The 19731-nt window shown below is 58.8% G+C and carries 19 protein-coding genes; all 19 read right to left on the reverse strand.

Going from position 1 to position 19731, the window contains the following annotated elements; genetic code table 11:
- Positions 1-55: 55 nt before the first annotated feature.
- The 19 genes from ACODS9_RS07915 to ACODS9_RS08005 all read right to left on the reverse strand — a co-directional run bounded on the left by ACODS9_RS07915 (position 56) and on the right by ACODS9_RS08005 (position 19725).
- Entirely contained in the window at positions 56-1069 is a 1014-nt protein-coding gene (locus tag ACODS9_RS07915) for an MraY family glycosyltransferase (RefSeq protein WP_489093649.1), read from the reverse strand.
- Positions 1066-2028 carry a UDP-glucose 4-epimerase family protein gene (locus ACODS9_RS07920; RefSeq protein WP_401110194.1) on the reverse strand — a complete coding sequence of 321 codons (963 nt, stop codon included), beginning with the start codon at positions 2026-2028 and terminating at the stop codon, positions 1066-1068. The genes ACODS9_RS07915 and ACODS9_RS07920 overlap by 4 nt, the downstream gene beginning before the upstream one ends.
- Positions 2028-3281 (reverse strand): glycosyltransferase family 4 protein, encoded by a 1254-nt coding sequence (locus ACODS9_RS07925; RefSeq protein WP_401110196.1) that lies wholly within the window; start codon positions 3279-3281, stop codon positions 2028-2030. Before ACODS9_RS07925 ends, ACODS9_RS07920 begins: the two co-directional genes overlap by 1 nt.
- A gap of 20 nt (positions 3282-3301) precedes the next feature.
- Entirely contained in the window at positions 3302-4432 is a 1131-nt protein-coding gene (wecB, locus tag ACODS9_RS07930; RefSeq protein ID WP_489093650.1) for a non-hydrolyzing UDP-N-acetylglucosamine 2-epimerase, read from the reverse strand.
- A 24-nt stretch (positions 4433-4456) separates the two neighbouring features.
- Complete coding sequence (gene wbjC, locus ACODS9_RS07935; RefSeq protein WP_489093651.1) at positions 4457-5575, reverse strand: UDP-2-acetamido-2,6-beta-L-arabino-hexul-4-ose reductase; 1119 nt, start codon at positions 5573-5575, stop codon at positions 4457-4459.
- Between the two features lie 3 nt (positions 5576-5578).
- A complete protein-coding gene (locus ACODS9_RS07940) occupies positions 5579-6613 on the reverse strand; it encodes a polysaccharide biosynthesis protein (protein ID WP_489093652.1) in 1035 nt (344 codons plus the stop codon).
- 20 nt (positions 6614-6633) lie between these two features.
- Positions 6634-7422 carry an AglZ/HisF2 family acetamidino modification protein gene (locus ACODS9_RS07945; protein ID WP_330104112.1) on the reverse strand — a complete coding sequence of 263 codons (789 nt, stop codon included), beginning with the start codon at positions 7420-7422 and terminating at the stop codon, positions 6634-6636.
- Between the two features lies 1 nt (position 7423).
- Positions 7424-8038 carry an imidazole glycerol phosphate synthase subunit HisH gene (gene hisH / locus ACODS9_RS07950; protein ID WP_489093653.1) on the reverse strand — a complete coding sequence of 205 codons (615 nt, stop codon included), beginning with the start codon at positions 8036-8038 and terminating at the stop codon, positions 7424-7426.
- The gene (locus tag ACODS9_RS07955; protein WP_489093654.1) at positions 8035-9177 is read right to left on the reverse strand and encodes an N-acetyl sugar amidotransferase; all 1143 of its coding nucleotides are present in this window, start codon (positions 9175-9177) and stop codon (positions 8035-8037) included. Before ACODS9_RS07955 ends, hisH begins: the two co-directional genes overlap by 4 nt.
- Before the next feature lie 29 nt (positions 9178-9206).
- Complete coding sequence (locus ACODS9_RS07960) at positions 9207-10499, reverse strand: hypothetical protein (protein ID WP_489093655.1); 1293 nt, start codon at positions 10497-10499, stop codon at positions 9207-9209.
- Positions 10500-10632: 133 nt separating this feature from the next.
- A complete protein-coding gene (locus ACODS9_RS07965; RefSeq protein ID WP_489093656.1) occupies positions 10633-11925 on the reverse strand; it encodes a lipopolysaccharide biosynthesis protein in 1293 nt (430 codons plus the stop codon).
- A gap of 111 nt (positions 11926-12036) precedes the next feature.
- Positions 12037-13083, reverse strand: coding sequence for a nucleotidyltransferase family protein (locus ACODS9_RS07970; protein WP_401110217.1), 1047 nt, complete (start codon positions 13081-13083; stop codon positions 12037-12039).
- Positions 13080-13766 (reverse strand): acetyltransferase, encoded by a 687-nt coding sequence (locus tag ACODS9_RS07975; protein WP_489093657.1) that lies wholly within the window; start codon positions 13764-13766, stop codon positions 13080-13082. The genes ACODS9_RS07970 and ACODS9_RS07975 overlap by 4 nt, the downstream gene beginning before the upstream one ends.
- On the reverse strand, positions 13759-14847 hold the full coding sequence (gene neuB / locus ACODS9_RS07980) for an N-acetylneuraminate synthase (RefSeq protein ID WP_489093658.1): 1089 nt from the start codon (positions 14845-14847) through the stop codon (positions 13759-13761). The genes ACODS9_RS07975 and neuB overlap by 8 nt, the downstream gene beginning before the upstream one ends.
- 5 nt (positions 14848-14852) lie before the next feature.
- Positions 14853-15989 carry a UDP-N-acetylglucosamine 2-epimerase gene (neuC, locus tag ACODS9_RS07985; protein ID WP_489093659.1) on the reverse strand — a complete coding sequence of 379 codons (1137 nt, stop codon included), beginning with the start codon at positions 15987-15989 and terminating at the stop codon, positions 14853-14855.
- Positions 15990-16003: 14 nt separating this feature from the next.
- On the reverse strand, positions 16004-17155 hold the full coding sequence (locus ACODS9_RS07990; RefSeq protein ID WP_401110228.1) for a LegC family aminotransferase: 1152 nt from the start codon (positions 17153-17155) through the stop codon (positions 16004-16006).
- An 8-nt stretch (positions 17156-17163) separates the two neighbouring features.
- Positions 17164-18144, reverse strand: coding sequence for an NAD-dependent 4,6-dehydratase LegB (locus tag ACODS9_RS07995; RefSeq protein ID WP_111531827.1), 981 nt, complete (start codon positions 18142-18144; stop codon positions 17164-17166).
- A gap of 144 nt (positions 18145-18288) precedes the next feature.
- The gene (locus tag ACODS9_RS08000; RefSeq protein ID WP_111531826.1) at positions 18289-18981 is read right to left on the reverse strand and encodes an acylneuraminate cytidylyltransferase family protein; all 693 of its coding nucleotides are present in this window, start codon (positions 18979-18981) and stop codon (positions 18289-18291) included.
- 480 nt (positions 18982-19461) lie between these two features.
- The gene (locus ACODS9_RS08005) at positions 19462-19725 is read right to left on the reverse strand and encodes a lipopolysaccharide assembly protein LapA domain-containing protein (RefSeq protein ID WP_111531825.1); all 264 of its coding nucleotides are present in this window, start codon (positions 19723-19725) and stop codon (positions 19462-19464) included.
- Positions 19726-19731: the final 6 nt, after the last annotated feature.

Consider the following 19731-nt stretch of genomic DNA (forward strand, 5'->3'; position numbering starts at 1 on the left):
AGCAAAGCTAATTCTTCTTCTGAAATCCAGGCCCATCAACTTTCTGCCGAGCCGGTCAACGCTCGGCAGCACCTGCATGATAGGTGACGGCCAACCCCACCAGGGGCAGGTAGGCGACCAGGAGCGCCAGGAATCCGTCGAGATCGAACAGCAGGACGCCAAGCGCGACCGGCAGCAGCCAGCACAGGTTGATCAGCGCCACCGCCAGCGTCACCGGCAAGTGGCCACCCACCCGGCGCGAAGCGAACTGGTAGGCATGGCTGCGATGGGCCTCGTAGACCTTCTCACCACGCACCAACCTTCGGATCAGGGTGAAGGTAGCATCAACCACGAACACCCCAAGCAGAATCAGCCAGCACCAGAACAGCTGCGCGGATACCCAGGCTGCCTGAAGCGACAGCAGACCCAGAACGATGCCGAGGAAGCCGCTACCTGCATCGCCCATGAAAATCTTCGCCGGTGGAAAATTCCAGTACAGGAAGCCACTCACCGACATGATCAGGATCAACGGCAGCGCGATCAGTTGCTCGAAACCACCCAACCAGTAAAGCAGGCAAGCCCCCGCGCAGACACAGATGGCCTCGACACTGGCAATGCCATCGATACCGTCCATGAAGTTGTAGAGGTTGAGCAACCACACCAGGTAGAACGCCGCGAACACCGCCCCCAGCCACCCAAGGTCGACGACCATCCCGAATAGCTGCAGCGGTGGCATGCCGCCGAGCCAGTAGAGGCCCCAGGCCGCCGCAATGAAATGGCCCAGCAAACGCCAGCGTGCGGCAATATGCCCATGGTCATCCAGAAAGCCGATTAGCGCGATCAGCCCACCCGCCCCCGCCAACCCGATCAACTGGCTGGAGGCCAGTTGATCGGCGACTCCGAGCGCCACCACAACCAACAGGAACGAGACGACGATCGCCACGCCCCCGCCTCGCGGCGTTGGCACCACGTGCGAACTGCGGGCATTGGGAATATCGATGATGCTTCTGGCCAATGCGTAACGACGCAAACCCGCAGTCATCAGAAGGGAAATCAGCGCCACCAAAGGCACCAGCCACCATTGAGTCATTTGTTCATGTTTTCCTGATAATGCCGTGCGGCCTGCGCCAATGCCCGGTCCACGCCGAGGGGCGGAGCCCAGCCCAGCAGCGTGCGAGTCTTTTCGATATCCACCTGCAGCGAACCACACAGTCGCTGCGACAGCGCGCGCTTGCCCAGCAGGGTCGCTCCCAGCCTCAGCAGTATCGCCGGCACCGGCAACAGCCGCGCTGGCGCGCCAAGCGCCCTGGCCATGCGCCTGAGCAGATCGGTGGTGGAAAGATCCTCGCCATCGCTGACCAGGAACGTCTGGTTGGCCGCGGCGGGATGCACCATGCAGGTCAGCACCAGGTCGACCAGGTTATCCAGCGCCACCAGGCTGCGACGGTTATCGATGGCGCCGAAGGGCAGAGGCACGCCTTTTTGCAGCCAGCGCATCATGGCCAGGAAGTTCGCTTTGACGCCCGGGCCATATACCAGCACCGGACGAATGATCACCACCTCCAATCCTGTCTGCGCGGCCAGAGCGCGCAAACCCTGCTCAGCCTCCATCTTCGATACGCCGTAGGGATCCGCAGGCGCCGGAACATCGTCGGCGTGATAGGGGCGGCCAGTATCGGTGCCCTCGCCATTGACCTTGATCGAACTGATGAAGATGAACCGCCGCACCCCCGCCGCGACTGCCTGGCGCGCCAGGTTGAGGGTCCCTTCGACGTTGACTCTGCGAAATGCCGAGAGCGGGTCGGCCTCGGTATCATTCATCACATGCACGCGAGCGGCCGAGTGGATGATTACGTCCACATCCTCAAGCCCCTGCTGCCATTGGGTATCGCCATCCAGCGCATCGATCTGGAATGTTTCGACCTGGGCATCGAGAGCCGAACTGGAACGCACGGCGGCCCGCAATCGGTCACCGCGAGCGGCGAGGCTAGACAGCACGGCCCTACCGACAAAACCGGTAGCCCCGGTTACCAGCACTGTTGATGTCATCAGCTGTTCGTCCTGCGCAGCGTGGCGGCCCGGAATAGCTCTTCCAGGCGCGCCATCAGTTTGTCCTTGGCGTAATGCTGTTCGTAGTACAACCGCCCTGCCCGGCCCATGTCCAAGCGCGCAGACTCATCAACCTCGGCCAGCGCACGCGTGATGTCGGCCAAGCCCCGGGCATCCCCCGAATGGCAGGCCAGGCCCGAGCCAGACTCGACGATGACACGCGCCGCCTCACCGTTGATCATTCCCAGCAGCGGACGGCCGGAGGCAAGATACGCCTGGACCTTGCCCGGGATGGTCTTCTCGAACACATCATTGGTCTTGAGTGATACCAGCAGCGCATCGGCCTGGGCGAACAGGCCCGGCATGGCCTCCAGCGGATGACGCCCCAACAGATGCACGTTATCCAGCTTGCGAGTGGCAACCTGCTCAGCCAGCCATTCGCTCATGCGCCCGTCCCCAACGATCACCCACCGTACGGCAACCTCGTCGCGCAACGCCTGCGCGGCATCGAGCACCGCCGGAAAATCCTGCGCTTCCCCCAGGTTGCCAGCAAAGACCACGGTGAACACGCCCGGCTCCCGGGAGATCAAGCCAGGGCCGGCAGCCTCAGGAGAGGAAAAATCGTCCTCTGCCCAACTCGGGAAATACACCAGGCGCTCCGCCGCGATCGGTCGGTTGCAATACTGGCGCACGCTGTCGAGGAAACCATGTGACTGCAGCAGCAGATAGTCGGTGCGGTCATAGATCCACGAGACCATCTTGCCGACCAGTGCCAACAAGCGCGGATGCTTGACGACGCCCACCGCGCGCAAGGTTTCCGGCCACAGGTCCAGCACCCACACGAATACCGGCGCACGCTTCAGCCGCCCGATAACCACAGCAGGAATGGCTGCCATGATCGGCGAGACCGCATAGACGAAAACTGCATCGAAACGCCGCTTGCGCAGTTTGAACGCCCCCAGTACGGAGGCACAGACGAAGAACGACAGGTAGTTCAGCATCAGCGTGACACTGCGCTTTCCCCGCGCGATCAGCGGTACACGAACCACCTCGGCCCCTTCGTAGCATCGAAATGCTTCAGGGGCTTCACGGTAGCGCTCGAACACACGACCTTCCGGGTAGTTCGGCCGGCCCGTCAGCACGGTAACCTCATGCCCCTTGGACGTCAGGTCACGGACAAGGTCATTGATGCGCATGTTCTCTGGCCAGAAGTACTGGGTAACAATGAGAACCTTCAGCGGGGCTTCAGCCATGTTTGGTATCCGGCCCAATCTCAGTACTGCTTCCAGACGACACGATTCACGTAGTCGGTGTAGCTGTGCAGAATCCGAACTACCTTGTCCGCGACATTCGGCATGCTGTAGTCCTCGACCAGACGCACGCTACGCGAATCGCCCCGGGCCTGGCTCTCGAGGATGCTCAAGCCCTGCAGGACGCGCTCGACCTCCAGGCCGACCATCATTGCGGCGGTCTCTTCCATCCCTTCCGGGCGTTCGTGGGCCTCACGAATGTTCAACGCCGGGAAGTTCAGGATCGACGCCTCTTCGCTGATGGTTCCGCTGTCGGACAGGACCGCCTTGGCTTCGAGCTGAAGCTTGTTGTAATCCTTGAAGCCCAGCGGTTTGAGCAGGCGCACATTTTCATGAAATGTCACGCCCATGGCGGTGACGCGCTTCTGTGTCCGTGGGTGCGTGGAGACGATTACCGGCAGCCCGAACTGCGCCGCCACGGTATTGAGCACGTCCACCAACTTGAGGAAGTGTGCGTCCGAGTCGATGTTCTCTTCACGGTGGGCACTGACCACGAAAAACTTGCCAGCCTCCAGGCCAAGACGCGACAACACGTCCGAAGCGTCGATACCGCTGCGGTAGTAGGTCAACACTTCGAACATCGGACTGCCAGTCTTGATCACACGGTCCGCGGGCAGACCTTCACGCAGCAGGTAATCCCGTGCGATGGTGCTGTAGGTGAGGTTTATGTCAGCCGTGTGATCGACGATGCGCCGATTGATCTCTTCAGGCACGCGCATGTCGAAGCAGCGGTTTCCTGCTTCCATGTGGAACGTCGGGATCTTGCGACGCTTGGCCGGCAGAACGGCCATGCAGCTGTTGGTATCGCCAAGCACCAGCAAAGCCTCTGGCTTGATCTCGGCCAGTACGCGATCGACCGCAATGATCACATTGCCAATGGTCTCGGCACCTGTGGCGCCTGCCGCATTGAGGAAATGGTCCGGCTTGCGAATCCCCAGATCCTGGAAAAAGATCTCGTTCAGTTCATAGTCGTAGTTCTGGCCGGTATGCACCAACACGTGATCGCAGTGCTGGTCGAGAGCGGCCATGACCCGCGACAGACGAATGATTTCCGGGCGGGTCCCCACCACGGTCACAACTTTGAGCTTTTTCATGTCAATGGTCCTGTGTACGACGGCTCAGGCTTGGATACCGACGGGGCGGGCGTAGGTGTCTGGGTGTTCACGGTCGAAGATTTCATTGGCCCAGAGCATGACGATCATCTCGTCCTCGCCGACATTGGTAATGTCGTGGGTCCACCCCGGAACGGTTTCGACAACGCGAGCTTGCTCACCGTCAGTGAAAAGTTCATGAAACTCTCCAGTGACGACATGACGGAAGCGGAAGCGTGCCTTGCCCTTGATGACCAGGAACTTCTCGGTTTTCGAGTGATGATAATGCCCACCACGGGTGATTCCCGGGTGCGCGGTGAAGTAGGAGAACTGACCGCTGTCACGGGTCTTGAGCATCTCAACGAATACCCCGCGCGGGTCGCCATGACGGGGTACGTCATAGGTGAAACGTTCCGGTGGCACATAGCTCAGGTAGGTCGAGTAAAGCGCTCGCACCAGCCCCGTGCCGACGGCTTCGGTAACCATCGACTGGCGGCTGTCACGAAATGCCCGCAACTGCTCCGCCAGCTCACCGACCGTGATCCGATACTGAGGCTCGACACTGACGAAAGGCGAGCCGGCTACAGCCCCTCGCATGACCGCAATGAACTGCGCAATGACATCGTCTACATACACCAGGTTGATCTGGGCATCGGGGTCATTAATGTTGATCGCCAGGTCACGGGCAATGTTGTGGCAGAACGTCGCCACTGCCGAGTTGTAGTTCGGCCTGGCCCACTTGCCGAACACATTGGGCAGGCGGAACAGATGCACCGGCACGCCATGGTTGGCCGCGAGCTGGATCAACTCATCCTCGGCGGCACGCTTGCTCAGACCGTAGGGGTTGTCCAGACCGGCCTGGATGGACGAGGTGTACAGCACCGGGACCGGACGGCCACCGGCTACAATGGCATCGCACAAGGCGCGCGTCAGGTCGGCGTTACCGCTTTGAAACTCCAGCGGGTCCTGTGGGCGGTTGACACCCGCCAGGTGAAACACGAAGTCCACCTGGCTCACCAGCGCCGGCAGGCTATCGAGCCCATCGTCGCGAGTGAAGCGCAACACCTGCACATCAGGCAGCTCACTCAGGTGAACAATGAGATTCTGGCCGACAAAACCATTGGCACCGGTAATCAGGACTTTCATGCCTTACTCCTCGGGCGTAGCGTTTTCGCCACGCTGGATCGCGCGCATGAAGTCCAGCTTCAGCAGCAGGCGCTGCATACCCTCGACATCCAGACGCTCGGTGTTGTGCGAGTTGTAGTCTTCGGTACGGGAGATCTTGGTTTCACCCTGCTCGACGTACTTGGCGTAATTGAGATCGCGCAGATCAGGCGGAATACGGAAGTACTCCCCCATGTCTTCGGCACAGGCCATCTCTTCACGACTCAGCAGTGCTTCGTAGAGTTTTTCACCATGGCGCGTGCCGATCACCTGAATCGGATGCTCGGGCTTGCCCACCAGGGCAGTCAGGGCCTTGGCCAAGGTCTCCACCGTCGCGGCTGGCGCCTTCTGTACGAACAGGTCGCCGTTGTTGCCATGCTTGAACGCATAGAGCACGAGATCGACGGCATCGGCCAGGGTCATCATGAAACGGGTCATGTTCGGGTCGGTCAGCGTCAGTGCCTTGCCTGCGCGAATCTGATCGACGAACAACGGGATTACCGATCCCCGTGACGCCATGACATTGCCATAGCGCGTACCGCAGATGACGGTCTTCTTGTCATCGACATTGCGCGACTTGGCAACCATGACCTTTTCCATCATCGCCTTGGAAATACCCATGGCATTGATCGGATAGACCGCTTTGTCAGTGCTCAGGCAGACGACGCGACGCACTTCGTTCTGGATCGCCGCCTCAAGCAGATTCTCCGTGCCCAGGACATTGGTCTTGACCGCTTCCATCGGGTGAAACTCACAGGACGGCACCTGCTTCAGCGCGGCGGCGTGAAAAATGTAATCGACGCCACGCGTCGCATTGAGCACGCTCTGGTAGTCCCTGACATCACCGATGTAGAACTTGAGCTTGCTGCTGCCGTAACGCTTGCGCATGTCGTCCTGCTTCTTCTCATCACGACTGAAGATGCGGATCTCCGCGATATTCGTGTCGAGGAAGCGCTTCAGTACGGCATTGCCGAAAGAGCCCGTACCGCCCGAGATGAGAAGTTTTTTTCCACTGAACATAATGATTCCTGAATAGGCGACTAGCGGGCCTGCAACGCAGAAAAGACTTTTTCGTCCTTTTGCTGCGCGCTCGGATAACTGATCAAGACGGCGCGGTAGGTACCTTTGAAGACGAAGAAGCTGCCAGCGGCAACCCCCACCACCCCACAGGCCGCGACCACTTGATGCATATCCTCCAGGGAACCGCCTCCTCCCAGGATGGTGACCGGAATATTGACGGCCTCACGCACCTTGCTCGCCAGCGCTATATCGTAGCCTTTCATCCGACCGTCGTTGGCGATCGAGTTGATGACAATTTCACCTGCACCCGCCGCTTCCATTTCCTTCGCCACATCGATGACGTTGCGCTTGGTGTTACGGGTGCCGTTGTGAGTCCAGACATCCTGTTGCTTACTGAGGCTGAGCGTACGCGGTTTGTGATCAAGCACCACCACAACGCTCTGGCGGCCGATTTCCTCGGCAATACGGGTGACCAGTGTCGGATCTTCCAATGCCGCGGCACTGATTGCGACCTTCTCCACGCCAAGCGCAATGATTGCCCTAGCCTGCTCGGGCGTGCGCACGCCGCCGCCATAGCACAGGGGCATGCGACACTCGGCGGCCAGGTTGGCGATACGCTTGTAGTCGGGTTCGCGGCCATTGACCGTAGCGTCGATGTCGACAACGATCAGCTCGTCCGCTTCCTTCTCGTTGAAGATCTTCACCGCGTTGATCGGGTCACCGACATACTTGGCATCCTTGAAACCAACGGTCTTGACCAGGCCACCGTCGTGAATCAACAGGCAGGGAATGATTCGAGGTCTAAGCATTTCAAAGTTCCGCGAAGTTTTTCAGAAGTCCGACACCAAAGTGATGGCTCTTCTCTGGGTGGAACTGAACGCCATAGACGTTATCGGACGCCACGGCGCAACTGAAATCCAGGCCATAGCTGGAGCGCGCACTGGCATGTTCGGCATGCGTGCATTCGAAGTAGAAGGAATGCAGGAAGTAGAACCGCGCTTCGTCCTCGAACCCCTTGAGCAATGGATTGCCATTGACCGCCTGGACATCGTTCCAGCCCATGTGCGGCAGGGCGATGGCTTCCAGGCCTGGGTTGGAGCGGAACGAAACCACCCGCCCCGGGACCCAACCAAGGCCAGGCAAGCGCCCTTCGTCGCTGGAGTCGGCGAGCATCTGCATACCCACACAGATGCCCAGCACCGGCACCTTGTCCTGACGCACCAGCCGGTCGAGCGTGGCACGCATGCCCGAAGCCTCGAGACGCTCCATGGCATGATCGAACGCGCCGACACCTGGCAGGATCAACTTCTGCGCGCCCGCCAGTTCCTCGGCGCAACGCGCTACCTGGACGGGAATATGCAGCCGCTTGTAGACATTCACGAAGGCCTGAATATTACCCAGGCCATAATCGATAATCGTAATCATCTGAACAGCCTTCTCTCCAGACCCAACGCGCTCATCACGCGTGCGCCGATACCGATGAGGAAGCGCTTGTTCTTGTAGTCGGCACAGGTCTTGTTCTGCCCGTCAAAAATGGCACGCAATTCATCGACCGTGAGGTCCAGCTTGTTGGCGACGAACTCGAACTCGGAGATCAGGAACTTCTCTTCCAGCTCAGGTTGGGCGATACGCTCCAGCGCCGCCTCGCGGGTCATCTGCCCGGTCATGATCAGACTCGAGAAGTGCGCCCGGCGCTTCTCGTAGCCAAACTTTCGCGGCATCCAGTAATCTTCATAGAAACGGGTGAAGCGCGATTCATGATGCTTGTGCTGGAAAGCCTTCCAGCCAAACAGCCGATGTAACGTCTCTTCTGCATCCTTTTTCACATAAGGAATCAGGTTCAGCGGCTTGACGACTTCCATTCCCAGAATGTAACGGTAGTAGAGCTTATACATCAGGATATCGACCACCGGGAATGACTTCAGCGGTCGTTTGCCAAACTGTTTGTGAATATCCATCATCAAACGTTTGTCGATCCCAGGGTATCCCCCCCACGCTTCGGGCTCACGGCAACACTCGGTCGAGAAGTTTCCGCCCGTCAGGACATACTTGATCTTGTTGGCGCGGGCAAACTTGTACAAACCGGAAAAGAACGCAATATCCTGCGGCAAGTCCTGATCAGAAATCTGCGCCTTGAGGAAGGCCACCTGCAGATCTTTCATTTCTTCCCAGTTGATGACTTCCGTGTACAGGTCCAGGCCAAGACCGTCGACGAGTTTCTCAATATTGCCCACCGCCTGGTCGGTGTTCCAACCCGCATCGACATGGAACAGCAGCGGACGCAGGCCCATCTTCTCCTTGGCGATGTAGCTGACATAGGAGCTGTCGAGGCCACCACTCAAACCAATGATGCAATCGAAGTCACGGCCTTGACCGTCCTTTTTGATCTTGTCGCCAAGCCGCATCAGCTCTGCTTCGCCACGTTGATCCGTGTGCCAGTTAGGGCTGATCTGCTGGTCAAAATTCCGGCAGTGCTCGCACACACCCTCGGCATCGAACTGGATCAGCGGGTCACTCGTATCCATGATGCAACGCGAGCAAATTTTATAGGCGCTACCCCTCATACACTCTCCTGATTCTGGTAGCCGATAGCTCAAGGCTGAATTCTTTCGCAACCCAAAAGGGTCAATTTTGACTGGAGGTCGGCAAAAATACCAGCGCCCGCCCCCTCTTCACCATGAAGCGGATGCATCACCGCGCCGACCCCTTGCCCGGCATACTCCTGAACCAGCGTGGAAGGGTAGGAAACTATCAAGTCTACTGTAGGAAATATCCTTTTATCCTCAATAACAGTCCAACCTTGACTCCTCGCCAACGCACTCATACCGGCTGTTGGGTGCGGCTTGTAATACACGGAAACTTTAAAAGCTTCAACCATGCACTTGAATACTTCAATTTGTATCGACTCACAAATTGGATGCCCTACAAACAGCACCTTGACCTTGTGCTCCGCCGGCAAGGAAACGAGATCTATCAACGGCGCATACCGTTGGACCTCGACTCCCCGCGCGCGACAACGACTGGACAGAATATCATTTTCGAAAACCAGGCGTGAATGCTCATCGAACACGTACAACCGGGTGACCGCATTCAACTTGTAACGCAAGACGAAAGGCAGCCGGCTCTCTGATGAAGCGGGCTGGTCAAGCGCCCGCACATCACCATGCTGAACCAGCGTCAACTGCATAGCTGATGACTTGACGCCGCGCGCCCGGACACGTTTGCGCGACATCAGCCCATCGACCAGCAGGGCCCATCGGTCGAAGTGATCCGCGGTCACCAAATGCTCGAACCCGGCCTTCTCCAGAGCCAGATAGACACAGAACCAACGCATGGCCGTATAACTCTGCAATACCCAGTCACGCAGACGAGGGCGGCGTGACAGTACAGCCACGGCGCGTACCGACAACCAGAAGGCACGGCGCAGGTCATTTTTGTCCAGTAGCGAAAACACATCGATGATCGGCCCGCTCACCTTGCCTGTGTCCACGGGTGCCCAAGGGAGGGTAAGCCACCCCAGAGGGTGCCCAGGCAGCGCGGCCCGAATGACTTCCACGGAACGATTGCCGGAGCAAAAGGCCACCTCAGCAAACTCTCCGCCGGCTCCCGCTGGCGCTCGGCGCAGGTGCGCGGCAAGTACCCGCCACTCGCGAACGAAGAACAGTACTGCCCCGCCATATCGCCAAAGCATCCGCACAGCACTGGCCACCGCCCGGACGAGCGTCCGCCGCCCAGCCAACCGATTGAGCAGCTTGGCGGGGCGCGGCAGATAGCCAAGCTCCTTGGGCGACAGGCCGCACAATGCATAAATGCCCTGATCGATGCAGATCTCGTTCTCGACAGATTTCACATAGCCGACCATGCATTCAAGGTCACGCCTCTTCATCCTGCCACTCCCGAACCAAGATTCTTTCTTGCCACAAAACAGACACCTGTCGACATGCAGGCCATAGAAATTCCCGTACATGGAGTTGCCGGAAGCGAATGGCACGCATCGCCATCCCGAGCAGGCAGCTCGTTCACTGCACTTGCTCCACGCCAGGCCCTTTACCGGCTGCACCGCTACCACAAAGCAGATGGTAAGCGACCATCTTCCATACCCATACAACACCGAACGCAATACACATTGCCCAAGGAATTGCGCGCGCACCTGCATGCCCACCCCACAACCAGGCAAGCAGGATGAACAGTACAAAGCCCGCCAGCTGACTCCACAGAAGGTGTTGGTCGCGTCCATGAGCATAAAGACCCAGATGCGGAATCATGCTCAGGCAGTAGAGCGCGATGGCAAGCAGCAACCAATCGAGCATCGCCAGGTGATCCATGTAGGCTGGACTGCCCAGATACTCGACGACCGGACGCGCAAACAGCGAACACGCAACGACCAGGACACCCGTTACAACAATCACGTTGATCGTCAGCTCACGCATGGCCTTGGAAAAACCAGGCTGGTCGCCCTGCTTGGCCAGCGCGACCAACCGCGGGAACAGGAACACAATGACCCCCGCATCGAGGAAAGACATCACCGCAGTCGCCATGCTCACATAGAGCACATACGCGCCCACTGTCGACAGGTTCGCCAGCGCCTCCACGAAATACCTGTCCAGCGTGAAAATGCCACGTACGGCCAGCGTAGCCACCAGCAGCGGAATCGCCACGCGGACACCCTTGCGCACCCAGGCCCAATCGACAGCCTGCGCCAGCGCGCTGCGGTCGAGCCTCATCAGCCTGAGACCCGCCAAGGCACAGGCCAGGAAACAGCCTGCCAACCACGCGGCAAAAACGAACTCCAAGGTACGCGAGCCAGGCGACCACCACATCCAGCCGACCACCACCAGGCACCAGGCACCGCTTCGCACGAACAGCACGACACTCGCCAGAACAGGCTCGGAAATCGCAACCAGCAGCCGGTTCATCTCCTGCGCGACGTGCTCCAGCACCGTCAACAGGAAGAACCAGACGATGTAATGCCAGGGCAATACCCCCGCATGAAACAGGTACAAGGCAATGGGCAGGAAAACGGCATAGAGAAGGCTATACAGTGCGAATTGATCACGCACCATGGCCAACCAGCGGGAAGGCGGCTGACCAATGATTTCACGTGTCGAAAAGTTGTAAAACTCAAAACCCACAACATACAACGCGTAACCGATCGCCGCCGCAAAAAGGCCGTAAACACCGACCTCGGTCACCTCGAGAAATCTCGCCAGGAAAAAAATGAGGGCGAACTTGCTCAACAGCGTAAGGCCACGCAGCGCAATATTGAACAGGCGCACGACCTTACTGGAAAACAGGATACTCGACACGCTCATTCCGGAACTCCGTCACTCCACACACTGAACAACCGGCTTCCGGTTCCCACTCAACTACAGCATGTGATTCCCAACTTGGAATCACCCACGCATGGAAATACAAGGCCCTGCTCAGAGGCTGGCAAACTCGTGCTGCGCACGCTGGAAGTCCTCCATCCGGCCGATGTCCAACCAGTACTCGTGCACCGGGAACATATTGACGTCACGACCAGCTGCAATCTCCCGCTCCAGCAACGTAGGCATGTCAATCCGGGTACCCGGCTGGACGCTTTTAACCAAGGCTGGCGACAACAGGTAGATACCTGCGTTGATGAAGAACTTCTGCACCGGTTTTTCCACCATCGAACGGATCCGGTGGCCCTCGCTCTGGATCACGCCATAGGGCACGCAGTATTCGTATTCACGCACGCACATGGTAGCTGCGCCGCCGTGACTTTCATGAAACTCCAGCACGTTCAGGAAGTTCAGGGTGGTGAGCAGGTCTCCATTCATCAGGAACAGCGGAAGATCGATCTGCTCGTGCGGCAGCAAACCCAGCGCACCGCCAGTCCCCAGCGGCTCGTCCTCATGAACGTAGGCGATCGATACGCCCCAGCGGCTTCCATCACCAAAATGCTGCCGAATCATCTCCGGCATGTAGTGGGTGGAGATGAAGAAGCGATGAAAACCCGCCGCGATGAAACGCTCCAGAATCAGCTCCAAAATTGGCTTGTCGCCTACCTTGAGCAATGGCTTGGGGCAGTTGTGGGTCAGCGGTCGCAAGCGAGTACCAAACCCGCCGGCCATGAGGAACACCGGATTGTCGCGCTGCGGCCTGTTCAGAAGGCCATGCAGGGTTTCCAGGCCAATCACGATACCCGCCTCGTCAACCACTGGCATCTGCAGCAGCTGATAGGCCTCCATCACCGACAGGATTCGCTCGCGCGTCCAGTCCTTGCCCGCCGTCTTCGGCGAACTGCACATGATCTCCTTGACCGCGGTCTCCAATGGGCGACGCTTGAGCAGTGCTCGACGGACATCTCCGTCGGTAACGGTGCCCAGCAACTGCCGCTTGGCATCAACCACCAGGACGATGCGCACCGCAACCCGGTCGAGCGTGGCGATCGCCTCTTCCATCGAGCAATCCGGCGCGACACACGTCATTTCCCATTGTTTCATTCACTACCTTCCTGATGACTATCGGGTACGTTTGCGATCCGCCCCTTGGAACCCAGCACCCGCTGATTGGCTGGCAGATGCCGTACCACCACCGCACCTGCGCCCACCACTGCATCCTCACCGATTTCGATGCCCTGGATGATCGTGGCGCCGCTGCCGACAAAGCAACGGTCGGCGACTGATACGCCACCGCACACCGTCGCGCCAGGGGCAATGTGCGCATGCTGGCCGACACGGCAATCATGGTCGATCGCAGCTCGGGTGTTGATGATTGTATTGCAGCCTATATGGCTATCTGCCTGCACTATGGCACCGGCCATGACCTGGACACCCTCTCCCAGAACCACGTCAGGGTCCACCCAGGCCGACGGGTGGACCAGGGTCGCGAACCGATACCCCTGGCCACTGAACTGCTCGTACACTTTGCGTCTGGCAACACCGCCGACGGTCTGGCCAATACCGTTGACCAGCAAGATGCTGGCCGGCGCGATCAGGCTCAAAGCGACATCGTCCCCCAGCACCGGCAGCCCGCGCCACTGGCTCTGGCCCGAGCGATGCAAATGCGGATCACACACGCCCTGGATATCCAGGTGCAGTGCACGCGCCACAGACACCAGAACCTTGGCGTGACCGCCAGCACCGAGTATCACCAACGGCAACGGGCGAGCGACCTCATCACTCATCGATTGATTCGCCTGGCGTATAACCACGCTTCGCCGGACGTCCGACCAACCCCCACAGACGTGCCGCAGGAAGCCCGGCGCCACTACGCGCAGTGGTCAGGTCCGCTCGTTCGATGATCTGCCCAGGCACCATCGCACGGGCCGCAACCACCTGCTGACGCGCAGCACGGCGGGTATCCCACTCACTGGGTTGCGGAGCCTTGCTCCGCTCCCCCAACGCCACTTCCAGAGCACGAATCTCGCTGACCATGCGCTTCAACTCGTCCGGCTCCAGCGAAGCCTTGTGATCAGGCCCAGGCATCGAGCGGTCCAGCGTGAAATGCTTCTCGATGATCGTCGCGCCACGCGCCACGGCCGCTACAGGTATCAGGCAGCCTTGCGTATGATCGGAATACCCCACCTCCAGGCCGAAGGCGTCGGCCAGGGTATCCATGGCGCGAAGGTTCACCTCATGCCAAGGCGTCGGGTACTGGGATGTGCAGTGCAGGAGGGCAACGTGCCCCTGCAACCGCTCCCGACTCTGCGCATGACCCCAGTACTGCCACACGTCATCCATATCCTGCGGCTCCACCTCATGCGCCAGCCCATGAGCGACAACGGCCAATGCCTGCTCGACCTCACTCAAGGTCGCCATTCCCGTGGACAGGACAAGCGGCTTGCCCGTACGCGCAAATCGCCAGAGCAATGGCGCATTGGTCAACTCACCGGAAGGCACCTTGAAGAACGGCATGTCCAGTTCGCAGAGGAAGTCCAGGCTACCGACGTCGAAGGCCGTGGAGAGGAACTCGAGCCCCTTGTCTCGTGCATAGGTCTGCAACGACACATGCCATTCCCGAGGCAGCTCGAGCTTCTTCAGCATGGCCAACTGGCTTTCTTCCGCCGCCGTGCTCTTCTTCTGATAGGCCGCCTTGGGCGCGGAACCTGCCGCGAGCAACGTCGCGTCGAACGTCTGGAACTTGACCGCATCCGCTCCCGCGGCAGCCGCCGCGTCGATTAGCGCGAACGCCAAGTCCTGCTCCCCGTTATGGTTCACGCCGGCTTCGGCAATGATGTAAACCGCGTTTTTCTTGGGCAGATTCATGATAGTCAGGTTATGTCGTGAAAAGGGGTCTGTTGGGAAGCATCAACGCAGCGCAGGACGTTGACGATCTGCCGTGCCGCATCGCCTTGTCCATACGGGTTGCTGACACGCTTGCAGCGCTGGGCAAACTCCGGGTCCAGGGCTTGGCGCAAAGCCGCTTCGATCCCGCTGCGGCTCGCCTCGCAATGCACGACCGAATCCGCCGCCAGGCGCCCTTTTTGGCGTGCCCCGATATCCACGGTGGGGACACCGAACGCAGGCACTTCAATGATGCCACTGGACGAGTTTCCGACCACGACACAAGCCTGGGCCACGACACTCAGGTAACGCCGGAACCCCAACGATGCAATGGCCATTACGCGCGCTGGCTGGCGCCGGGCATAGGCCTCCAGCAATGGAATGATCGCCCGCCCGCCGTTATCAGCATTAGGGTAAGTCAAAATGACCTGATGATCCGGGTAGCTGTCCAGCGCCTCGAGCAATGCCGTAAAGCTTTCCACCGGCTCCTCATCAGCAAGGGTGACGGGGTGATAGGTGACCAGCATGAATGGGAGCTTCAGCTCGAAAGAGAGGCTCTCGCGCAACTCCTCGAGGCTCATCCGCGGTGTGCGCTGGATGTGGTCGAGCCCGATGGCGCCAACATTGAAGACTCGCTCCGGCGATTCGCCCATCTGTATGACACGCGCACGATAGGGTTCAGCGGCCACGAAATGCAGGTCAGCCATCTTGGTGATGGCATGACGAATGGCGTCGTCATACGCCCCTTCGGTGATTTCGCCACCATGAAGGTGCGCCACGGGAATCTTCATGATCAGCGCAGCCTGCACAATAGCCAATGCCTCGAAGCGATCACCGAGCACCACCAGGCAATCCGGCCTGAGCCGGTCAAGCGCATCGGCAAATCCGAGGGTACCCAGGCCCATCGACTTGACCACACCGACATCGGTGTCGGAGGAAAGCAGCATTTCCACCTTGGCGTCGATAGCGAACCCGTCCGCCTCGATCTGGCGCCACGTTTCACCAAACTCCGGCGACAAGTGCATACCGCTCACCACAACCTGCAGGGTGAGCGCGTCACTGGACTGAATATCCTTCATGAGCCAGTACAGCAGGCCGTATTCGGCTCGGGTACCGGTAAACACTGCAATGCTCTTTTTCACAGTGCTTTGCGCGGCAACACGCTGCTAGGCAAATTGACCACACGGGACTCCAGCCACTCGGCGTTGCTCAGGTCACCACTGAGGCAATGGGCGTAAGCCGGTAGATGATTCATCAAACGCCAGATGGGCCGCGTCATCACCTCACGCTTGTTGGTGAACTCCAGCAACGCATCACGACGCTCGCGACTGTCGCAAATCACGGCGTTCAACCAGAAATTCGAGCGACAGCCCGCAGGCTCACCGACGAAGGCAAGCTCGCTGCCCTCGAGCATGGCAGCGTAGCGCGAAGCCAGCTCACGCTTGGAAGCAATGAAGTCCTCCAGCTTCTCCAGCTGCGCACAGCCCAACGCCGCATTGAGGTTGGGCAGACGGTAGTTGTAGCCAACCTCGTCGTGCACATACTCGTAGGGGTGAGGCTGCTTGGCCGTTGTGGTCAGGTGCTTGGCGCGAACACCCAGGGCCTCGCCCGCCAGGACCATGCCGCCACCACCCGTGGTGATGATTTTGTTGCCATTGAAGCTCAAGGTACCCAACGCCCCGAAGGTACCGGTATGGCGCCCCTTGTACAAACTGCCCAGAGACTCTGCGGCATCCTCTACGAGCACCAACCCCCAACGCGCACAGACGTCGACCAGGCCATCCAGATCCACTGGATGTCCGAACGTATGCATGGGTAGGCAGGCCCGCAGCACCTGGTTGCCGTTTTTCAGGCGACAGACGCCATCGTCATCACGGTACGCGGCCTCATCGAGCCACGCCTCAAGCTTGCTGGCGGACATCCCGAGCGTATCCCGGTCAACATCGACGAAGACTGGCTCAGCACCGCAATAGGCAATGGCATTGCAGGTCGCAACGAAGGTGAGCGATTGAGTAATGACGCGCTCACCCGGCTTCACCCCTGCCAGTAGCAGGGCCACGTGCAGCGCAGCGGTGCCGTTGACGGTCGCTACTGCCTTGGGGCTGCCCGTGTAGGCCTGCATGTCCTGCTCGAAGCGATCAACGAACTTGCCAACACTGGAGACGAATGTGGACTCGACAGTCTGCGCGACATAAGCCTGCTCGTTGCCTTCGAACACAGGCGCGTGCAGTGGAATGAAATCGTCAGTAGCGTACTGCTCGCGAACGAATGCAACCAGAGACTCGAACATAAGCCACCTCAGACGTTGTAGATATCGGCTTTATACTTCGCCAGATTTTCCGGGCGCGTGAACCAGTCGATGGTCTGTTGCAAGCCTTGCTCTATGTCGTAGGCGGGCTTGAAACCAGTCAGTGCGTTGATTTTCGAGTTGTCGCACCACAGGCGGAAGACCTCGGACTTGCCAGGACGCATCCGCTGGTCATCCACCAGGAACTCGACGTCACTGCCCATCAGTTTACGAATCAGCTCAAGCGTGTCGCCTACCGAAATTTCATAGTTGGAGCCGATGTTTACGGTTTCGCCAATGGCCTGATCGCAGCGCGCCAATTCCAGGAAACCACGGCAGGTATCAGCCACATAGTTGAAATCACGGGTTGGCGTGACATCGCCGAGCTTGATCTGCTTTTGCCCGCTGGCAATCTGCGCAATGATGGTCGGGATGACCGCACGCGCCGATTGACGCGGACCATAGGTGTTGAACGGACGGGCAATGGTCAGCGGCAGATCGAAGGCATTGAAGAAACTGAGCGCCATGGCATCGGCACCGATCTTCGAGGCACTGTAGGGTGACTGGGCCTGCAACGGGTGTTTCTCGTCAATCGGCACATAAAGTGCGGTACCGTAGACCTCGCTGGTCGAGGTGTGGATGACCCGTTTGACACCGTTTTCCAGGGCCGCCTGGCAAATATTCAACGTACCTTTGACATTGGTGTCGACATAACTGTCAGGTGCAACGTAGGAATAGGGAATGGCAATCAATGCTGCCAGGTGAAAGACGATATCCACGCCTTTGGTGATGTGCTTGCAATAATGAGGATCGCGCACATCGCCATTCAGTACTTCTATTTGCGACAGGCAGTCGACATCCTCGAGCCAACCCCAGTAATTGAAGGAATTGTATTGAGACAGCGCCTTGACCTTATAGCCTTCGCGCACCAACAATTCGGTCAAATGCGAACCAATGAAGCCATCGGCTCCCGTCACTAAAACTGTCGTCATCGCTTGATCCTTAACCTATCCCCTACCAGCGGGGTTGCGGCGATACAAAATGAATGGTTAATGCTGGCCCTGTCAGCCGAGCCCTGTACCGCCCGCCTGCTGTGCAAAACATGATAATTGTGTCACTTGCTGTGATGCCCGGCCCTATCGTTTCAAGGATTCGAGCACCCGCTGCGCCTCATTCCAGTCATCGACCGTGTCGATGTCGAGCGACTCCTCGCTCTGGTCCATCACCAACGGCACTGCCCCTTCGAACACAAAGCCGTCATGCCTGCGAAGCACATCGGGAGCAATCAGATAAATAGCGCCATTGAGTGTATAGGCAGGCTCGAGATCCTGTGAACGCCTGGCTACCTGCTCCCACCCCATGAAGGGCTGCATCGAGCCAGCTTCGACCTTGAAACACCAGGCAGGATGAGCACTGGCTGGACTGACACTGACAATCGGACGCACAGGGCTCGCGGCAAACAGCTCGATGGCCTTGTCAATCGACTCGACCGTGCGAAAAGGCGAAGTCGGCTGCAATAGCAATACGCCCTGAACGGGGCCATTGCTCGCCTCGTACTGATCCACCACATACCTGACCACATCCACACTGGTCGCAGTATCAGTGGAAAGGTGCCCAGGTCGCATGCCAGGCACCGTGGCACCATAACGCTGCGCAATCTCGGCAGCCTGCGGATCATCAGTGGTCACAACCACATCGCTGACTCCCGAACTCTGGAGCGCTGCCCTGATGGTCCACGCGATCAGCGGATGCTCGCCCAACATCTTCACATTCTTGCCGGGCAATCGCTTCGAGCCTGCCCGCGCCGGGATCACTGCAATGATTTTCATCTGTAGACCTTAAACATCGACCAGAGAACATCCGACATCCGGCGGTCCCCGACAGAAAGCAGCTAGGCAATCTACTATGTTACGCGATTTCCACAAGGGGCTCAAAATCAGCGACCTGGCGCCCCCTCTGAAACCCGCGCACCATCGGCCTCATCAAGTGGCGCAGGAATACGCGACACTGTGAGCGACCGATACCGCATTGGTTCAACAGAACTCGACCCAATCCTATTCGCATGCCTGCCAGAAAGCATTGAAACGAAGCACACCTAGGATTTCTCGGACAGCCTAGACCAGCCCGAAGACTTGCGACAGAAAACAGAGCAGATAGCAGCGCCCCCCGAAAGGCGCAAGAGACCGCCGACCCATTGGAAATCGACGCAAAAGGAGAAGAGATCACAATCAGCATAAACGCCTGAAAATTCATGCCTGGCTTCAAGCGCCCGCCCAGTCAGCAACCGCAAAAAACCAAAGCGGAAATCCCTAGCCGTCAGATAACACCGCTTGGCGAACAGAGGCACGAATCTTTCGCTTTCCACGCATCAAGCCATAAGCCCCTAACAACGGCCCGATCGCCAATCCGACGATCAACGCTGCCAACACCAGCACCGCTACCGGCACCGCAGGCGCGGACCAACCGAACATTACCAACGACACAGCCTGCTGATTCTCCAGCACAAAGAACAGCACCACAGCCGCCAGCAGCAGTACGAACAACGCCGCCAAAGCGCGCTTGAGATTACGCATCAGATT

The organism is Pseudomonas sp. FG36 (assembly GCF_057809275.1).